The sequence below is a fragment of the Chromohalobacter sp. 11-W genome, from assembly GCF_029889905.1.
In the GTDB taxonomy this organism is placed as follows: domain Bacteria; phylum Pseudomonadota; class Gammaproteobacteria; order Pseudomonadales; family Halomonadaceae; genus Chromohalobacter.
In genome coordinates this window covers 224,178-239,550 of sequence record NZ_JARANZ010000006.1, presented here as the reverse complement: position 1 = coordinate 239,550, position 15,373 = coordinate 224,178, and the positions used below count along the sequence as shown (strand labels likewise).

At 61.7% G+C, this 15,373-nt stretch carries 11 protein-coding genes; 3 read left to right on the top strand and 8 right to left on the bottom strand.

Annotated elements, in window-relative coordinates:
* The first annotated feature begins 112 nt into the window (after positions 1–112).
* Entirely contained in the window at positions 113–1,501 is a 1,389-nt protein-coding gene (gene thrC, locus OP494_RS10730) for a threonine synthase (RefSeq protein ID WP_280540726.1), read from the top strand.
* Positions 1,502–1,570: 69 nt separating this feature from the next.
* Positions 1,571–3,367: a DHH family phosphoesterase gene (locus tag OP494_RS10725; RefSeq protein ID WP_280540725.1), complete on the top strand. Its 1,797-nt coding sequence runs from the start codon at positions 1,571–1,573 to the stop codon at positions 3,365–3,367.
* Between the two features lie 227 nt (positions 3,368–3,594).
* Here the strand turns inward: OP494_RS10725 and OP494_RS10720 are convergent, their stop codons facing one another.
* The 3 genes from OP494_RS10720 to OP494_RS10710 form a co-directional block, all read right to left on the bottom strand.
* Complete coding sequence (locus OP494_RS10720; RefSeq protein WP_280540724.1) at positions 3,595–4,014, bottom strand: VOC family protein; 420 nt, start codon at positions 4,012–4,014, stop codon at positions 3,595–3,597.
* 134 nt (positions 4,015–4,148) lie between these two features.
* A complete protein-coding gene (locus tag OP494_RS10715; RefSeq protein WP_280540723.1) occupies positions 4,149–6,704 on the bottom strand; it encodes a heavy metal translocating P-type ATPase in 2,556 nt (851 codons plus the stop codon).
* Positions 6,705–6,755: 51 nt separating this feature from the next.
* Complete coding sequence (locus tag OP494_RS10710; protein WP_280540722.1) at positions 6,756–7,181, bottom strand: MerR family transcriptional regulator; 426 nt, start codon at positions 7,179–7,181, stop codon at positions 6,756–6,758.
* A 312-nt stretch (positions 7,182–7,493) separates the two neighbouring features.
* On the opposite strand from OP494_RS10710, the gene OP494_RS10705 reads away from it, so the two are divergent.
* Positions 7,494–8,846: an outer membrane protein transport protein gene (locus tag OP494_RS10705; RefSeq protein WP_280540720.1), complete on the top strand. Its 1,353-nt coding sequence runs from the start codon at positions 7,494–7,496 to the stop codon at positions 8,844–8,846.
* Between the two features lie 87 nt (positions 8,847–8,933).
* On the opposite strand, the gene thpD is transcribed toward OP494_RS10705, so the two are convergent.
* The 5 genes from thpD to OP494_RS10680 form a co-directional block, all read right to left on the bottom strand.
* Positions 8,934–9,839, bottom strand: coding sequence for an ectoine hydroxylase (thpD, locus tag OP494_RS10700; RefSeq protein WP_280540719.1), 906 nt, complete (start codon positions 9,837–9,839; stop codon positions 8,934–8,936).
* A gap of 254 nt (positions 9,840–10,093) precedes the next feature.
* Positions 10,094–11,692, bottom strand: coding sequence for an ABC transporter ATP-binding protein (locus tag OP494_RS10695; RefSeq protein ID WP_280540718.1), 1,599 nt, complete (start codon positions 11,690–11,692; stop codon positions 10,094–10,096).
* Positions 11,693–11,699: 7 nt separating this feature from the next.
* Entirely contained in the window at positions 11,700–12,605 is a 906-nt protein-coding gene (locus tag OP494_RS10690; protein ID WP_280540717.1) for an ABC transporter permease subunit, read from the bottom strand.
* Positions 12,606–12,621: 16 nt separating this feature from the next.
* Positions 12,622–13,548, bottom strand: a complete 927-nt coding sequence (oppB, locus tag OP494_RS10685; RefSeq protein WP_280540716.1) for an oligopeptide ABC transporter permease OppB — start codon at positions 13,546–13,548, stop codon at positions 12,622–12,624.
* Positions 13,549–13,606: 58 nt separating this feature from the next.
* Complete coding sequence (locus OP494_RS10680; protein WP_280540715.1) at positions 13,607–15,193, bottom strand: peptide ABC transporter substrate-binding protein; 1,587 nt, start codon at positions 15,191–15,193, stop codon at positions 13,607–13,609.
* Between the last annotated feature and the right edge of the window lie 180 nt (positions 15,194–15,373).

Genomic DNA, 15,373 nt, shown 5'->3' with positions numbered 1-15,373 from the left:
GTAAGACGTAAGAGAGAAGCGGCCTTTCAGGTTCTAGCCATTGAGTCTCTCTTCGTTCTTCTAGCTTCCAGCGGCGAAGCCGCGCTCTTCCTTCTAGCGAGGAAACCGAGCAATGCGTTATATCAGTACGCGCGGCCAGGCGCCGGCGCTGAGTTTCGAAGAAGTGGTGCTGACCGGGATGGCCAGCGATGGCGGTCTCTACGTGCCGGAGACGATTCCCACGCTCTCGACGGCGGATCTCGAGGCGATGGCGGGGCTTTCCTATGCCGAGATCGCGTTTCGCGTGATGAAGCCCTTCGTCGGCGGCGAGATCGACGACGAGACCTTCCGGGGGCTCGTCACCGATGCCTATGCCTCCTTTAGCCACGAGGCGGTGGTGCCGCTCAACCAGCTCGCCAGCAACCACTTCCTGCTCGAGTTGTTCCACGGCCCGACGCTAGCGTTCAAGGATGTCGCCCTGCAGTTGCTCGGGCGCATCCTCGATCACTTCCTGGCCAAGCGTGGCGAGCGTGCGGTGATCATGGGGGCGACCTCCGGCGATACCGGGTCGGCGGCGATCGAAGGCTGTCGGCATTGCGACAACCTCGACATCTTCATCCTGCATCCGCATAACCGTGTATCCGAGGTACAGCGTCGGCAGATGACCTCGGTGCTGGCTGACAATGTCTTCAACATCGCCATCGAGGGCGATTTCGACGATGCCCAGGCGATGGTCAAGGCAAGCTTCGCCGATCAAGCGTTCCTGAATGGCACGCGCCTGGTGGCGGTCAACTCCATCAACTGGGCGCGCATCATGGCGCAGGTGGTCTATTACGTGGCCTCAGCGGTGGCCTTGGGCGCACCGCATCGCGAGGTGAGCTTCTGCGTGCCGTCGGCCAACTTCGGCAATGTCTTCGCCGGCTACGTGGCCTATCGCATGGGGTTGCCGGTCAAGCAGTTCATCGTCGCGACCAATGCCAACGATATCCTGCATCGTACCCTGGCCGACAACGACTTCTCCAAGCAGGCGCTCAAGGCGACCCTGGCACCGTCGATGGATATCGTGGTGTCGTCGAACTTCGAACGCCTGCTGTTCGAGGCTTACGACCGCGATGGCGACGCCGTGCGCGATCTGCTCGAGCGTTTCCAGCATGAGCCAGCGGTGCTCGCCGAGGCGCCGTTGGCACGGCTGCGCGAGAAGTTCGTCAGCCACAGCGTGGATGACGACACCATCCTCGAGGTGATTCGCGACGCGCATGGGCGTACCAAGGAATTGCTCGATCCGCATACCGCGACGGGCTATCGTGCCGCTGAACGTGTTCGTGCGGATGCCTCGACACCGATGATCACCCTGGCGACCGCGCATCCGGCCAAGTTCGCCGATGCGGTGCTCCAGGCGGGTTTCGAGGGTGCACCGCTGCCCGCGCACATGGCCGATTTACTCGAGCGTGAAGAGCGCTACACCGTGCTGCCGGCCGAGCTCGAAGCCGTGCAGGCCTTCGTCGCCGAACAGCGCCGCTGACCTTCCAAGGCGTCGTGGTGATATGCGACGCCCCGGTTTGCCATCCCGCCGTCTCCCGAGGAGTCATTCGTGTCAGTAGCCGAGCATGATCCGCAACGCCTGCTGAACCGTCGCATCTTGTCACGTCCGCGTGATGAGAGCGTCTACCGCCGCGCGCAGTCGGCCGGGCTCAGCGAGCTGCAGGCGCGGATACTGGCCGGGCGTCTGCACGACTACACAGACGATATCGCGTCGCTGATCGACCCCAGCCTGCGTTATCTGGCGCACCCCGAACGTCTGCAGGACGCGCGTCGTGCCGCCGAGCGAATCGCCCTGGCGGTGGCCGAGGGCGAGCATATCGGCATCTTGACCGATTACGACGTCGACGGCATCACCTCACACGTCGTCATTCTGCGGACCCTGAATGAGCTGTTCGGTGTGCCGATGCATAAGCTGCACAGTTTGATCGGCCATCGTATCTTCGATGGCTATGGGATCAGTTTGCCGCTGGTGGAGCGCACACTGGCGTTGTCGCCACGCCCTAGCCTGGTGATCACGGCCGACTGCGGTAGTTCCGACGAGCCGCGTATCGCGCGTCTGCGTGAGGCCGGGCTCGATGTCGTGGTCACCGACCATCACGCCTTGCCGACAGCGGGGCCGCCGGCGTCAGCGTATGCCACCGTCAATCCCACACGCAGCGATTGCGATTACCCGGACCCCACCATCGCCGGATGCATGGTGGCGTGGCTGACCATGTCACTGACGCGCTCGGTGCTCATCGAGCAGGGCGTGGCCTCGCCCTCGACCCCGAAATTGTCGCCGTGGCTGTCCTACGTCGCCTTGGGCACCGTGGCGGATTGCGTCTCGCTGGGGGCGAGCCCCGCCAACCGCGCCGTGGTCAGCCACGGGCTGACATTGATCAACCGCATGGGCGCCGCCTGCTGGCGGGTCATGGCCGAGCGACTGGGGGACGACAGCGTGCCCTTCGATGCCGAGACCCTGGCCTTTCAGATGGGGCCGCGCATCAATGCGCGCTCGCGCCTTGATGATCCCTATGCGGCGCTGCATTTCATGCTCGCCGCCGACGACGCCTCGGCGCGGCGTCATCTAGAGGTGCTGGATACCGACAATCAGTCGCGCAAGGCGATCGAGGCGGACATGGTCGAGAGCGCTCGAACATTGGCGCTCGACGCGCTGGCCGAGGGAGCATCGGCTATCGTGGTCTTCCTCGAGGACGGCCACGCTGGCGTGCAGGGCATCGTCGCCTCGCGCCTGGTGCAGTCCTTCGGGCGTCCCACGTTGGTGCTTACACCGGCCGCTGCGCCGGGCATGCTGACCGGCTCGGGACGTTCCATCGAAGGGCTGCACCTGCGCGATGCATTGCAGCGTGCGCATGAACTGGCCCCCGAGGCATTGCCACGTTTCGGTGGCCACCGGGGGGCGGCGGGCATTGGCGTACCCCGCGAGCGTCTGGCGGAATTTCGCGATGCCTTACTCACGGCGGTCGAGGAGCAACTCGGTGGCCGCGAGCTTTTTCCGTATGTGCTGACCGACGGTGCCTTGACGCCCGAGCAGCTGTCGCTGGCGGCGGTGGATGAACTGGCACGCTTGGCGCCCTACGGTCGCGAGTTCGACGCCCCGCTTTTCGACGGTGAGTTTCGCATCGAGCAACTACGCCCCGTGGGTGCGGATGGCAATCATCTGATGCTCGAACTCTCGTGTGGCGCGGTGAGCCTCAAGGCGATCTGGTTTCGTGCCCTGACGCCTGGCGAGCTGCCGCCGTTCGGCCTGGGCGATCGTCTGCGCTGTGCCTATAAGCTATCGCGCAATCGCTGGCGGGGGCGTGAGTCGTTGCAGTTGATGATCGAGCATGCCGAGCCTGTTTAAGAGGGAAGAGGGAAGAGGGAAGAGGGAAGAAGCTAGAAGCTAGAAGCTAGAAGCTAGAAGCTAGAAGCTAGAAGCTAGAAGCTAGAAGCTAGAAGCTAGAAGCTAGAAGCTAGAAGCTAGAAGCTAGAAGCTAGAAGCCGAGAATGATTCTCCTTCCTGGGGTTCTTCCAGGCGCAAAGCGCCGATCTTCCCGCTTCCAGCCGCGCAGCGGCGCTCTTCCAGCTTGATTAGTAATTCGGCCAGACGCCGGGCGTGGCCAATTCCAGCAGGTGGCCGTCGGGGTCGCGGAAGTAGAGGCTTTCACCGCCTTTCGGCCAGTGCGTACGGCCTTCGATGGGAATGTCGTGGGCGACGAGTTGGGTTTCCCAGTCTTCCAATTCATCGCGATCGATGGCCAGCGCCAGATGCACGCGTCCGGCACCGTCATGGGGCGGTATGGTGCCCATGCCGTGCGGCAGGTTCACGGTTTCTTCGGTGCTGCCTTGTTGAAACAGCAGCAACACGCTGCCTGGCCCGGCCTCGTACGCGGTGAAGCGATGGTCGGCGGTAAAGGCCGACAGTGTCATCACGTTCTCGAAGAAGGCCCGGGTGCGGGCCATGTCGGTGACGTAGAGGGCGGTTTCGAGAACGCCTTGAATGCGTGGCATATCACTCCCCATTTACCGCGACGCGATGTCTCTCAGCATAGCCATCATGCTGCCATGATCTCAACGTGGCGATAGCCAGAACCACCAGGCGATGCCGACGATCAATGCCAGCCCGATCAGATTGATGAGAAGCGTCATGCAGCCTCCTCGGACGTTTTGGCACGGCGTGCCGTGGATTTGAACAGCCTCAACCGGTTGGCGTTGCTGACTACGGTGACCGAGGACAGCGACATGGCGACGGCAGCGACGATGGGCGAGAGCAGCATCCCCGTCAGCGGATAGAAGACCCCGGCGGCGATGGGAATCCCCAAGCCGTTGTAGCCGAAGGCGCCCCACAGGTTCTGCTTGATGTTACGCAGAGTGGCGCGGCTGATCTCGATGGCATCGGCCACGCCGTGGAGCGAGTTGCGCATCAGCGTGATACCCGCCGATTCGATTGCCACGTCGGTGCCCTGGCCGATGGCGAAGCCCACGTTGGCTTGCGCCAGGGCCGGGGCGTCGTTGATGCCGTCGCCGGTCATGCCGACGAGATGGCCGTCGCGTTGCAACTGCGCGACGATTTCGCGTTTGTCCTCGGGCAATAGCTCGGCCTCGACTCGCGCGATTCCCAGCGCCTGAGCCACGGCACGGGCGGTATGGGCGTTATCGCCGGTCAGCATGACCACCTCGATGCCGTCCGCCTGTAAGCGCGCCACGGCGTCGCGGCTATCCTCGCGCAACGGATCGCTGATACCGAAGACGCCCATCACCTGCCCGTCGGCGGCCAGGTAGAGCGGTGTCTGCGCCTTGTCTTCAAGCTCGGCGCCCCACCTCTGGGCCTGACCCAGTTCGACATCGCCTTCGCGCATCAGCGCGGCATTGCCGAGTCGCAGCGACTGCCCCGTGTCGGTGACGGCGATGACGCCACGCCCGCTGAGCGCTTGAAACTCGCGCAGCTCGGGAAGCGCGGTCTGCGTGACGCCCTGCTGGTCGGCATAGTCGCCGAGCGCCTCGGCGAGGGGATGCTCGGAGCCGCGTTCGAGGGCCGCCACCCAGCTCAAGGCGGTGTGGGTATCCTCGGTGGCCCACTGGGCAGAGGTCACGCGCGGACGACCTTCGGTCAGGGTGCCGGTCTTGTCGACGACCAGCGTGGTCAGCTTGCTGGCGGTCTGCAGCGCATCGCCGTCGCGCACCAGGATGCCGTGCTCGGCGGCCTTGCCGACGCCGATCATGGTCGACATCGGTGTTGCCAGCCCCAGGGCGCATGGGCAGGCGATGATCAGTACGGTGGTGGCGGTGACCAGCATGTGGACCAACTGCGGCGCGGGGCCGAAATTGAACCAGACCAGCGCCGTGAGTACGGCGATGATCAGCACGCTAGGCACGAAGATAGCGGAAATCCGGTCGGCTAGCGTACCGATGGGAGGACGCGAGTTCTGGGCGCTGGCCACTTGCTCGACGATACGCCCCAGGCGACTGTCGGCGCCGATACGGGTAGCGATATAGACCAGCGTGCCACGGCCGTTGACCGTTCCCGCGCTGACCTCGTCGCCGGGATGCTTGGCGACGGGTTGAGGCTCGCCGGTCAGCATTGATTCATCGACATGGCTGTCACCTTCCTCGACGCGGCCGTCCACGGCCAGGCGCTCGCCGGGACGCACGCGAATCCAGTCATCGACGGCAACCTCCTCAAGTGGTACGTCGTGTTCGTTACCGTCGCGAATCACGCGGGCGGTGGGCGCCTGCAGGTCGAGTAGGCGATTGAGCGCCCGGGACGTGCGCCCCCGGGCACGCAACTCCATGGCATTGCCGAGGCTGATCAGGCCGATGATCATGACTGAGGCTTCGAAATAGAGCCCGCGCGCGGCGACTGGAATCGCCTCGGGGATCAGCACTACCGTCATCGAATAGAGCCAGGCGGTGCCGGTGCCGACGGCGATCAGGGTATCCATGTTGGCCTGGTGATGACGGAAGGTTTTCCAGGCATTGATGAAGAAGCGCCTGCCCGCCGTGGCCATGATGCCCAGCGTAACCACGCCGATCAGTAGCCAGACCCAGCGTTCCGGCCCGCTCAGTTGTGGAGGATGGAACAGCATGCTGCCCATCAGCAGCACCCCGGGGATGAGCCCTAAGGCGGTGTCGCGGAGCCGCTGGCGGTACTCGTGCGCCTCGTTTTGCTCACGGGTGCGTGCGGCCTGGCCGAGATCCTCGATGGGCTCGGCGCCGTAGCCGACCGCTTCCACGGCATCGACGAGTTGCTGGGGGCGCGCGTCGCCGAAGATCTCGGCGGTATGCGAGCCGAAGTTGACGCTGGCCGAGCGCACGCCGGGCGTGGCATTCAAGGCCTGGGTGATGGTGTTGACGCAGCCGGCGCAAGTCATGCCGGACAACGATAGGCGAACTGGCCCCCCGTCGCGCGTTGCTTCGGTGTCATGCCGGTCGCCGCTCGAGCTCGTCGCTGATGCGCTGTCGTCAGTGGTACTGGTCGTCGTCTCCGGTGGGTGCGTTGCCGGAGGATAACCGGCTTGCTCGAGCAGTGCGCTCAGGCGCGCCGTGTCCAGGGACGATTCGACACTGAGATGCTTTTCACCGGGCTCGCCGGTGACTTCGGCCTGCGTGTCCTCGGCCTGAATCGCCTCGCGCATGCGTTTGACGCAGCCCTGGCAGTTCATGCCGGGCACGGTGAAAGAATGGGGAGCCGTTGTGCTCATCTTGCGTTCTCCTTCGAGGGAGCTCATGGCGCCTGGCGTGAGAAACCGTCGTCACTTTCCATGGACAGGCTCTTCCATGGGCAGGCTCTCGATCAGCCGGCACAAGCTATGGCCATCGGGCGTGCCATCCGGCATGTCTCTCCAGGTGGTCAGAGCGTTTTCCATGCGCGTTGCCAGGGCCTGCAACTCACGGATGCGTGACTGAATTTCCGGCAAGCGTTCGGCCAGCAGGTCGCGCACCATGGGGCATGGAGAGTCGCCATGGTCGGCGTGTTCGAGAATCTCGCGCACCTCGCGAAGACTGAACCCCAGCGTGCGTGCGCGCTGTATGAAACGCAGGCGATTGAGGTCATCGGCATCATAGAGTTGATAGCCGTTGTCGGGATCGCGTTGCGGATGCAGTAATCCCTCGCGTGTGTAATGGCGTACCGTTTCGCCGGTAACGCCAGCGGCACGCGCCAAGTCGCTGACTTTCATGGAGCCTCCTGAGTGATATGAGAAGTCTAGAACCTTTGTGTAACACAAAGGTCAAGGCGGTCATCGCCTATTTCCAACACCTTCATTTAAAATATTGAAATAAATACATAAATATCCCCCCAGCCCTGAAAGACATTAGATGCGGGAGTCTTGATAAGACTAAAGAATGAGCGTTTCTGAGATTAAAACAAACGTTTGCTCTTGACTTGAAAACGCCCATCGGCCAAAACGAAGAGGCACGCCACTATTCGGGCAAGGGTAAAAACCTAAGACAATTTTCGCCTCCACGTCTCCGCAGAAGAGGACGTTTTCATGCATAACAAGATCAACAAGCTCACACTCGCTGTGACTCTGGCATCCGCCGTGATGGCGACCGGTCAAGCCGCCGCGTCGGGCTTTCAGGTTCGTGAACAGAGCGCCAAGGCATTGGGTAACGCCATGGCAGGTGCGGCGGCCGGCGCCGAGGATGTCAGCTACATGACCTTTAACCCGGCAGCCATCGGTAATGTCGAGGGCACTCAGGTGTCCGGCGGTATTTCCTACATCGATGCCGGCTTCGAGTTGACCGACGCGTCGGCGAGTTCCGTCAGCGGAGCTGGTTATATGGGGAGCGGCGATAACGAGGGTGGCGAGGAGGCCTGGGTGCCCAGTTTCGCCTTCAAGACGCGCCTGAATGAACGTTTCGATTTGGGGCTTGCGATCTCCGCACCCTATGGCCTCTCGACGAAGTATGACAAGGAGTGGATCGGCCGCTATCACGCCGTCGAAACCGAGCTCGAGACCATCGATATCCAGCCGACACTGAATTATCGCGCCACTGATCGCCTTAACTTGGCGGTGGGGCTGCGTGCTCAGTATGCCGATGCCACGCTCTCCAACGCCATCGATCTGGGCGCGGTGGGGGCCGGTGCGGGTCAGTTGCCTCCCTCGGCGATCGGCAATGCCGATGGCATGGCCGAGGTGACCGGTGACGACTGGGGATACGGCTACACTCTTGGGGCGCTGTTCCAGGCCACCGAGCGCACCCGTCTGGGCATCAGCTACCGCTCGGAGGTCGAGCTGACGCTGGACGGTGATGTCGATTACAGTTCCGACAGCCCCGCGGGGCAGGCGGTATTGGCCGGGGCACAGGCCACCGGTCAGTTGCAGGACGGCGGCGGCAAGGCGGATATCACCACGCCGGCTAACCTCAACCTGGGGATCTATCATCAGTTGACCGATCGGCTCGCCTTGATGGCCAATGCCGAGTGGACGGAGTGGAGCAGTTTCAAGGAACTGACCGTCGATTTCGATAATGGCGGCCAGAGCACCACGACCGAGAACTGGGACGATACCTGGGCTTTCTCGGTGGGGGCTAACTATCAGCTCAATCGGCAGTGGCTGCTGCGCGCCGGCCTGGGTGTCGACGAATCGCCGGTGCCGGACAGCGAGCACCGCACGCCGCGTGTGCCCGATGCCGACCGCCGCTGGGCGACGCTCGGGGCGACCTGGATGCCGACCTCGAGCCTGGGCGTGACGGCGGGCTACATGCACGTCTTCGGCGACGATGGCGATATTGATCAGAACGCCACGCCGACCAACGAGAATGCCAGCCGCGGCAACCTGTCCGGGACCTATGAAGTCGAGGCCGATGTGTTCGCGCTGTCGATGGATTATCGCTTCTGAGCCGCGTTCCGCGCGATTGGGATGCATGACGACGAACCCCGGCAATATGCCGGGGTTCGTCGTTTTACCACTTTCCCTGACGATGCCTTATTTGGCAGGTTTCAGGGGGCTCCAGTCCTTGCGATTGGCCAGGAACTCGGGCCGAGGGCGGTTGCCGCAGTACGGGTCATGCAGCGTGTTCTCGACACTGTTGTAGACGAAGAACAGGTTGCTGCGTGGCCAGCACGACATGTTGATGTTCGAACCATGCAGGGTGTTGCACTCGAACATCACCAGCGAGCCGACAGGCCCCTTGGGCGCCTCGATATCGCCTTTGACCATCAGGTCGCGCAGGCTGGCATCGTCCGGTACGCCGATTTCCTGACTCTTCAGCGACTCTTTATAGTTGTTCTCCGGCGTGCGGCCCACGCAGGGAACGAAGTAATTATGTGAGCCAGGCACCAGCATCAGTGGGCCATTGAATTCACCGTTTTCGGTGAGAATGATCGAACAGCTCACTGAGCGCATGCGTGGCATGCCATCTTCGCTGTGCCAAGTCTCGAAATCGGAATGCCAGTCGAAGCCCTTACCCTTGAAGCCGGGCTTGTAGTTGATCCGCGACTGATGAATATAGGCATCGCCACCCAGGATCTGCTGGACCATTGCCAGTAGGCGCGGATCGCGCGTCAGGCGGCTGAACCGCTCGGATACCTCATGGATGCCGAAGATCGAACGAATTTCCTGCTTGCTGGGCTCGAGGATAGTACCTTCCGAGAGCTTGAGGTCATCGTCATTCTCGTAGTCGCCCAACTCCTCGAGGAACGCGGCCATTTCGTCTTCATCGAAGAATCCTTCGAAGGAGAGAAAGCCTTTGCGTTCGAATTCGTCGAGCTCGGCTTCGCTGAGCGGTCCCTTGCGTTGCTCGCCTTCGCTATGCACCACCGGGTCGATGCGTTCGAACATCCCCAGCTTGCGTTCCAGGCGCGTCGGGAACAGGTCTTGAGTCTCTTTCATTGCAAACTCCTCCATTAGTCTGCTGAGAACGGTATTGCTGCCATCCCCCGTGTAAACGTAGTCGGAGAGCCTGGCACCGACAAACACAGCCGTGTATGTCTTTGTAGCTCGCCAGGTTGGCTAGGCGAACGCGCTGAGGCTACGCCACAGTTAAGAGCGTGTATTTAGCATGTGTTAAGGCGGTCGCATTTATTGCCGTCGCTGCAAACGCATGACGTTTGCAGCGGACTTTACGAGGGCGGGGGAGGTCAGGGTCAAGCGGCGTCTTCGACGAAGGCGGCTCTCATCAGTTCCTGGGTATAGCGTTCGCGCGGATTGGCGAAGATCTCCTCGGTAGTGCCCTGTTCGACGACTTCACCCTCTTTCATCACCAGTACGGTATCGGCCAGCGCACGCACAACCGCGAGATCGTGACTGATGAACAGGTAGGTCAGGTCATGCTTTTGCTGCAGGTCGCGCAATAGGTCGATTACCGTGACCTGCACCGAGCGGTCGAGCGCCGAGGTGGGTTCGTCGAGCAGCAGAAATTCCGGCTTGAGTACCAGCGCCCGGGCGATGGCAATGCGCTGGCGCTGACCACCGGAGAATTCATGCGGGTAGCGATTGCGCATCGCCGGGTCCAGTGCGACTTCTTCGAGCGCGGCGATCACTCGCGCCTCGCGTTGGCGGCGATTGAGCTCGGGGTGGTGAACGCGCAGGCCTTCGCTGATCACCTCGCCGACGGTCATACGCGGCGACAGCGAGCCGAAGGGGTCTTGAAAGACTACCTGCATACGCGAGCGCAGGGGGCGCATGCTGCCAGTATCGAGCGTGGCGATATCGCTGCCGTCGAAGCGAATCTCGCCGCGGCTCTTGAGCAGTCGCAACAGCGCCCGGCCAAGTGTCGACTTGCCCGAGCCGGATTCACCGACGATGCCCACGGTCTGGCCGCGACGGATGCTCAGGTCGATGCCACGGACCGCCTCGAAGTACTCGCTGGCACGGAGCAGGCGCTTCTTGAGCGCGAAGCGTACGCGCACGTCTTTTGCCTCCAGGAGCATTGGCATTGTCGTATCGACGGGGGCTTTGCGACCGCGTGGGTCGGCATCGATCAGCATGCGTGTGTAGTCATGCTGTGGACTGTCGAATACCTCACCGGTGGTGCCAGATTCGACGAGCTCACCGTGGCGCATCACGCATACCCGGTCGGCGAAGTGGCGCACGATGCCCAAGTCGTGGGTGATGAACAGAATCGCCATGCCGTAGCGCGACTGAAGATCCTTGAGCAGCGCCAGAATCTGCGCCTGGACGGTGACGTCGAGTGCGGTGGTGGGTTCGTCGGCGATCAAAAGCTTGGGCTCGCAGGCCAGTGCCATGGCGATCATTACCCGCTGGCGCTGGCCGCCGGAGAGCTCGTAGGGATAACTGCCGATGCGTCTAGACGGCTCGGGGATACCCACTTGCTCGAGCAATTCGATGACCTTGGGGCGCGCCTGACGTCTATTGAGGCCGAGGTGCTTTTCCAGCACCTCGGCGATCTGTGTTTCGATGCGCTGCAAGGGATTGAGCGAGGTCATCGGTTCCTGAAAGATCATCGAAATGGCGTTGCCTCGGATGCGGCGCATGCGCTTGGGTGTGACGCTCAAAAGATCCTCGCCCTTGAAGCGGATGGCGCCAGACGTTTGGGCCAACTCAGGCAAGAGACGCATCGCGGCGGTCGATGACACCGACTTGCCGGAGCCCGATTCGCCGACCAGCGCCAGCGTCTCGCCGGGTTGGATGGAAAAGCTCACTCCCTTGACCGCCGAGACGGTCCCAGTGGGCAGTTGGAAGTCGACACTCAAGTTGTCGATTTCAAGCAGATTGTCAGCCACGGTCACCTCAGCGTGTTTTCGGGTCGAGGGCGTCGCGCAGTCCGTCGCCCAGGAAGTTGAGACAGAACAGAGTCACGGCGAGGAACAGCGACGGCACCAGCAGCAGCCACGGCGCGCTCTGCATCATGTCGGTGCCTTCGGAAATCAATACGCCCCAACTGGTCAGCGGCTCCTGCACGCCGAGGCCGAGAAAAGACAGGAAGCTCTCGAGCAGGATGACCTTGGGCACGGTCAACGTGACGTAGATGATCACCGGACCAATGGCGTTGGGGATCAGGTGGCGGGTGACGATCTTGCGATCGCGGACCCCCAAGGCGTGGGCGGCTTCGATGAACTCGCGCTGCTTGAGGGCCAGCGTCTGGCCGCGCACGATGCGCGCCATATCGAGCCATTCGACCGCGCCGATGGCGGCGTAGATCAGGAAGATATTGCGCCCGAAGACCACCATCAAAAGGATGACCAGGAACATGAATGGCAGTGAGTACATGATGTCGACGAAGCGCATCATGAGGCTGTCCAGTCGCCCGCCGACATAGCCGGAGATGGCCCCGTAAAGTACCCCGATGACCAGGCTGACGAAGGTGGCCACCAAAGCCACCGAAAGCGACACGCGACCGCCATAGAGCGTACGGGTCAGGAGGTCGCGACCGTTGGCATCGGTACCCAGGAAGTGGTTGCTCTCGAGGCTCGGCGCGGCGCTGAAGGCGTTCCAGTCGACTTCGGCCAACCCCCATGGAAGCAGGTAGGGGCCGACCACACACACCGCGCTGATGAGGATCAGCAAGATCAGGCTGACCATCGCTGCCTTGTTCTGTTTGAGACGTCGCCAGGCGTCTCGGCCGAGGCTCTCGCCCGCGACCGGAGCGTCGCCCGACACATTGTGGCCGCTGTAGGACGTGGATTCGGTAGTCATGGTCATTCCTCGCCGGTCAGTCGTCATAGCGGATTTGCGGATCGAGAACGGAATAGAGCAGATCGACGAGCAGATTCATCAGTACGATCAGTGCGCCATAGAACACCACCGTGCCCATCACCAGGGTGTAGTCGCGGTTGAGCGCGGCCTGAACGAAGTAACGTCCGATGCCCGGGATACCGAAAATCTGCTCGATCACCACCGAGCCGGTGATGATCCCGGCGATCGCCGGACCCAGGTAGGAAGTCACGGGGAGCAGCGCGGGGCGGATGGCGTGGCGCCAGATCACCTGACGCTCGGAAAGTCCTTTGGCACGCGCCGTGCGAATGTAATGGCTGCCGAGGACCTCGATCATGCTGGCGCGCATCATGCGTGCGATGTAGGCGATCTGCTGAATCGACAGCGCGATCACCGGCAATACCAGGTTGGGCAGGGCGCCGCCGTTCCAGCCACCGGCCGGGAGCCAGGCGAGCAGGACGCCGAATACCAGCGCCAGGATCGGCGCGATCACGAAGTTGGGCACTGCGATACCCGCCAGTGCCGTCCCCATGACCGTATAATCGATCATCGTGTTGCGTCGTAGGGCAGCGATAGTGCCCAGCGGGAGTCCGATCAAAAGTGCGAGAAGAATTGCCAGGCCGCCGATCTCGAGGCTCACCGGAAAGCCCTGGGCGATCAGCTCGGTGACCGAGAAATCCTTGTATTTGAACGATGGCCCGAAATCGCCCTGCAACAAATTGCCCATGTAGCGCAGGTATTGCTGGGGCAATGGCTCGTCAAGGTGGTACGCCGCCTTAAGGTTGGCTTCGATTTCCGGGGGCAATTGGCGCTCGCCATCGAACGGCCCTCCCGGTGCCACGCGCATCAGGAAAAACGAGATCGTGATCACGATCAGCAGGGTAGGAACCGCCATGAGCAGGCGCTTCAGGGTGTAGGTCAGCATGAGGCATTCCGCATGCCGCCCCGAGATGGGACGGCGAATTCGTCATAGGGAAGGGCAGTTACTCAGAGAACTTCACCCAGCGTGAGGGGTGGTCATCCTCGGCATTGTCCTGCCAACCAGTGATCTCGGGATTTACCAGGTTGCGTGTCACGTAGTAGAGCAACGGGACCAAGGCATAGTCATCGAGAGCGACATTCTCGGCCTTTTCGAGAAGCGCCTCGCGCTTGTCGAGGTCTTGAGTGCTGGCGGCCTGGTCGAGCAGCTTGTCGTACTCGGCGTTGTCGTAGTCGCCGTAGTTGTTGCCGACACCGCCGCGCAGTAGCGTCAGGAAGTTTTCGGCATCGTTGTAGTCGGCTATCCAGCCGGCGCGGGCGACATCGAAGTCACCTTCTTGAATGGTCTGGTAGTGCACGGTGGCTTCGGCGTTGGTCATTTCGACCTCGACACCCAGCGGCTTCCACATCGCCGCCATGGCGATGGCAATCTTCTTGTGCTCGTCGGATGTGTTGTAGCGCAGCTTCAGTTGCAGCGGATGGTCAGGGCCGTAGCCGGCTTCCTTGATTAGTTGCTTGGCCTTGGCCAAGCGTTTGGCGTAGTCACCCTCGACGCCGTCCATGTGCTGTACGTCGTAGTGGCTGGTGCCCGGGGGGACTAACGAATAGGCGTCCTTGAAGCTGCCGGCCATGATTTGCTCGGAGAGTACCTTACGACGTGCGACCAGGTTCAACGCCTCACGGACACGCTTGTCGGCGGTCGGTCGGCCTTCGCGAGTGTTGAGCACGTAGTAGTAGGACCCCAGCATCGGGCTCAGATGCGTGGCTTTTGGCAGGTTCTCTTCGAGCCAATGGTAGCGACTCGAAGGGTAATCGCGGATGATATCCAGCTCACCCGCACGAAAGCGCGAGATGGCAGCGTTGCGATCCTCGGTATTGAAATAGTTGATACCGTCGAGGCTGACCTCATCGGCATCGTAATACTCAGGATTTTTATCGACGCTGATACGCGATTGCGAGACCCAGTCCGCTGGCGTGAAAGCGCCGTTGGTGACGATGTTGCCCATCTTGACCCATTTTTTGCCGTATTCGTCGACGGCATGCTTGGGCACGGGGTAGGCGGTGTAGTGGGTCAGTAGCTGGAGAAAGAAGGGGGTCGGTGAATTGAGAGTCACCTTGAGGGTCTTGCCATCGTCGAGTGATGCCACACCCAAGGCATCGAGCGATTTATCGCCGGTATTGACGGCTTCGGCGTTCTTGATCGGGTAGAGCAGGTAAGCATATTTCGAGGCGCTGGCCGGATCGAGAAGGTGTTGCCAGCCGAACACGAAATCCTCTGCGGTGACCGGCTCACCGTCGGACCACTTGGCATCTTTACGCAGGTGGAAAGTGTAAGTCTTGCCGTCCTCGGAAATCTCCCAGTCAGTGGCCATGCCGGGGATGACCTCGCCTTTGGGGTTTTCCTTTAGCAAGCCTTCGTAGACGTCCATCAGAACTTGGGATTCCCAGACGCCACCGGAGACCTGTGAGGTATCGAAGGACGCTAGTTCGCCCATGACGCCGATGTTGAGGGTCTCGGCCTGGGCCGGTGTTGCCAGAGCCAGAGAAGACAGCGCCATGGCGCCGAGTAGAGTATGCGAGTGTCGAAGCATATTGTCTGTTCCGTTTGTTGTTGTACCGGATGCCGTAAAAGGCGCCACATCGTGGGATTACCATCTCCCCGTCTGATGAAACGTGTCTATTGCAAATTTCGTATATGCTTTTTCATATATTCGATAGAGCGCTTACGAATGCCGCGAAGCGCGGCATGGGATAGCCGCTCGCGGGTGCAT